This window comes from Vibrio sp. 10N.261.51.A4, from assembly GCF_041471945.1.
GTDB classification, from domain to species: domain Bacteria; phylum Pseudomonadota; class Gammaproteobacteria; order Enterobacterales; family Vibrionaceae; genus Vibrio; species Vibrio crassostreae_C.
In genome coordinates this window covers 1-3,514 of sequence record NZ_JBFRPJ010000077.1, presented here as the reverse complement: position 1 = coordinate 3,514, position 3,514 = coordinate 1, and the positions used below count along the sequence as shown (strand labels likewise).

Below are 3,514 nucleotides of genomic sequence, written 5' to 3'. Positions count from 1 at the left end.
TCAAGGAACGCTCAAAAGTCCGCGCAGAGGAAGTCTAAAGAAAACATTACTTTAGACGGAATTTACGCTGAGCTTAGTGCTTAAGGTTCTGTCTATGAAGGCAGGCTAAACTCTTAAAGCGACCTAACAAAAATAGCCATTATAATTTACTTACACAATACCGATCTAAATGCAAGACATTGAAATTAATATACATTAATATGTCCGTGAACTTAATAGGGATATATTAATGCTCTCGAAAGAAAATAACCGTTTTATCAGTCATTGCTCTAACTGTTCTTGTTAGTTGTAAAAAAGATAAAGACGAAGGCGGCTCATATCCTAATGATGTTCCTGGGCGCTCTAACACTTACATTAATGTGACAAACTGAAGTCAACCTATAACTTTATTTGCTAGCAAAGATACAACAAGCCTCTTTGCTAGTGAGATTTCATTGTAGGCTCACCAAATGGCGCTAATCATGACACTATCAAAAAAATTCTGCGAGCAACGTCGGTTGCATTTGACTTACATGTTGAAAATGAAGATTTTGATAAGCTTCACGAGCTAGACCTAGATGGTACGCGAATGGAAATTTGGGTAGAACGTTCAGAAGAAGTAATGGATTTGGATGCTCGGAGGGTGTGACTATTGATAACGGTAGAAGCGATGGAAATCTAGACTTGTTACTTGATCATGATTTTGTTCACTTATTAACTGACCATTTGAATAAAAATCGATAACGGATGTTCTTTCGTCGCTGGATTGATGAGGGATTAGCAGAGATTGCATCTTGTGATGGTAAAGTCAATAAGAGCCAAATAAATACTCTTATTTCAATGCCTGCAATTAGGAGCTATTTGAATGGCAGCCTACCCATCGTTTAATCACAGATAAGACAGATGAGGATATATCGACATGGCTAGGTTGCATGCTAAACAGAATTCGATTTTCCTTAACATGGTAAATACGTAACTGCATCGAATTACGATCTAGTAGGCAATGATTATTTCCCTGTGTTTGTATTCAATAAGGCTATGGCTCATACAGGAATTACATATGACTACCTAGTTGAGATTTTACGAGCTTAGGTTGTTGATGGTTATTTATAATAAACTTGGATAGTGAACACTTTTAGCCGCCTAAATCGGACTCACCCGAACCTATTCTTTTCATATTCATTGCATACAAAAAATGGTGCTCTTATTAAGGGTTCACCACAAAAAAATATCTCAAAAAATTAACATTATTAATTGCAACAAACAATAAACAATAAACAACAAACAACAAACAATAAACAATTTCTTCAACTTACTTACAAAAGGGTTATCATGAATCAATGCTGCTTCGGCTATAAAGAAGAACTATTCTGCAATACTTGTGGTTCTATCCTTACTTCATCATCAAAAAATATTATTGATTTATTCCCAGACGCATTGGAAATTATTAGTGCCTACTTAGGGAAAAAACCATATGTATTTACAGGTGAAGTAATTTTTAAATACATATATACAGCCAAGGAAAAAAGTAGTGTCGCCAATGAGCGGACTTGCATTTTTATAACACTCAAAGACACTGACAGTAACACAATTCAAACAAATCTAAATTACGACTATGACGATTCTTTCAATGTTGAATTGGGGGATATAATTACCTGTGCCTCATCAGAGGGTTGGCAATTCAGCGAATCTTTAAGAATAGACAAGCATGATAAAGCTCATGTGAAAACAAGAGACACAGCCATGATTGCTTTCAAGCATGAATTGCGGGGCAATAGACTCTTAGATAAAGTACCAGCTCCCACTTTAAGCCCTCCATCTAACGTAAGGCTTCTAATTTTTACATTATTATACTTATTCTTCGGTCCGATACTGATATACCAGGTACACAATGCATTTTATCCTCAAAGTTATCATTCACCGAGTAGTTTTGGAATTGCGTTAATGGCTACAGTTCCTCTAGGTTTTGTTGGGTGGTTTCACGGATATTTAAACGGAAAGAAACATAAAAGGAAGATATTTGAAAGGAGAGAAATTGAATATCTCAGCTTAATGTCCCTAATAGAAAAAATTAAAGAATCACCTTTAAAAGCAATTGGAGTCAAGCTAAGACGCCCTAAGCTTATTTTATACTCACGTTGTTACAAATGTAACTCTAAGAACTTAGAGTATAGTAGGTTCTGCTCATCATGTGGAGAAAAACTTAAACAGAACATTTTTTCAGAAAATAATCCACACAATAGTAAAGAAGATTTTTCACTGGTAGTAGAGCCTATCTCCACTGAGCCCAGTGCACTTTTTGAAAAAAGTGAAGTCAAGGAAAAAACATCGTTATCACCACTTACCGCAAAGGAAATAGAAATAAGCCCTATTGATAGATTCAAGCAAGAAATTAGTGATACTACTCAATTCAAACATCAAGTAGTGACTGATTACTTACAGAAAAAGGTTATGGAATCCAACATAAAATTCCAATTAACTACCCTATCCTTTTTTGGACAAGTTATAAGAATGGATGATAAGGTTGAGGTTCGAAAAAAAACAGAAAAGGTAACGTGGTCAGATAGCAGAAACACTTATACGACTTATAATCACCATAGAAATTCAGAGGCTTCTGCGACGCTCACTTTAGAGTTACCGAATGGTGACAAAAGACAAATTGATATTCCACAGTCAATCATGAACAACATAAAACCAGATGACTGGCTATCAATATCGTTTATTCAAGTTAGAGAGGCAGGCAAACACATTCATTGTTTTTACGAAGATGTATATAACTACACTACGAAAAAGGATGTTGCTACTAATCAGGTCAAGTTTAAAAAGTCATTATTACGTGGACGTGCTGTATATTTATCTAGGCCTATTACGCTATCATTACTATTAACAGCGTGCTTCCTTGTTTGGACGACATTCGATAATCTTTTCAGGTGGTCTGGTCTTGATTATTATAATACATATATGTTTACTGTTGCACCATGTATAATTGTGTTGTTTGCGTATAGTATTATTGGAGGGTTGAAACGGTATCCAGGAAATCGTAAACGATTTAAGGACGTGAATGATGGTGTATATACCTTCAGGCGTAGATTGGATGAATTACAGCCTCCGTTGCAACAACGTTTAGATGATGCTTTAAAAAAGAAATGAAATATTGGGTAAACTTTCCTATTTGGTGGGGTATCAAACTTAGCCTCACAACTAGAGGTTTACGATAAGAAAAAGTAAGTCAGTTCCCAAAGTGAATGCCTTACAGAATAGTTATTGTAAAACGTAAAGTGTCACAGGCTTTTCAGGAGAAAAGCCTGTGACGGCTTCTATCTGTCAGCAGTCTGTTTTCTCAGACAACCTCAGGGCACTGAACCCTGTCATAGATAACCCCTTGCGAAGAAACATCGTAAACGTGTAGCTATAGCAATTCACTCGCTCTTAACTTACTATCTATAGCTAAGTCCAGTAACGCTAGCTGCATCAAATCGTTTTCAATCTCCAGCCTAGTTCTGTAGTGGCATAGTGAGGCTTTGTTGCGTAATTA

The 3,514-nt window shown here is 36.0% G+C and carries 1 protein-coding gene and 1 pseudogene; one reads left to right on the top strand and one right to left on the bottom strand.

All coding sequences use genetic code 11. The annotated features are described in order from the left end of the window. Positions 1-1,311: 1,311 nt before the first annotated feature. Positions 1,312-3,129 carry a hypothetical protein gene (locus AB4384_RS16880; protein ID WP_372129856.1) on the top strand — a complete coding sequence of 606 codons (1,818 nt, stop codon included), beginning with the start codon at positions 1,312-1,314 and terminating at the stop codon, positions 3,127-3,129. A 262-nt stretch (positions 3,130-3,391) separates the two neighbouring features. Here AB4384_RS16880 and AB4384_RS16875 read toward each other — a convergent pair. Next, positions 3,392-3,481: pseudogene (locus tag AB4384_RS16875) on the bottom strand (integrase); the annotation flags it as partial. Between the last annotated feature and the right edge of the window lie 33 nt (positions 3,482-3,514).

Coding starts and splice junctions, on each gene's coding strand:
- AB4384_RS16880 (WP_372129856.1), top strand. CDS start 1,312: ATGAATCAATGCTGCTTCGGCTATAAAGAAGAACTATTCTGCAATACT.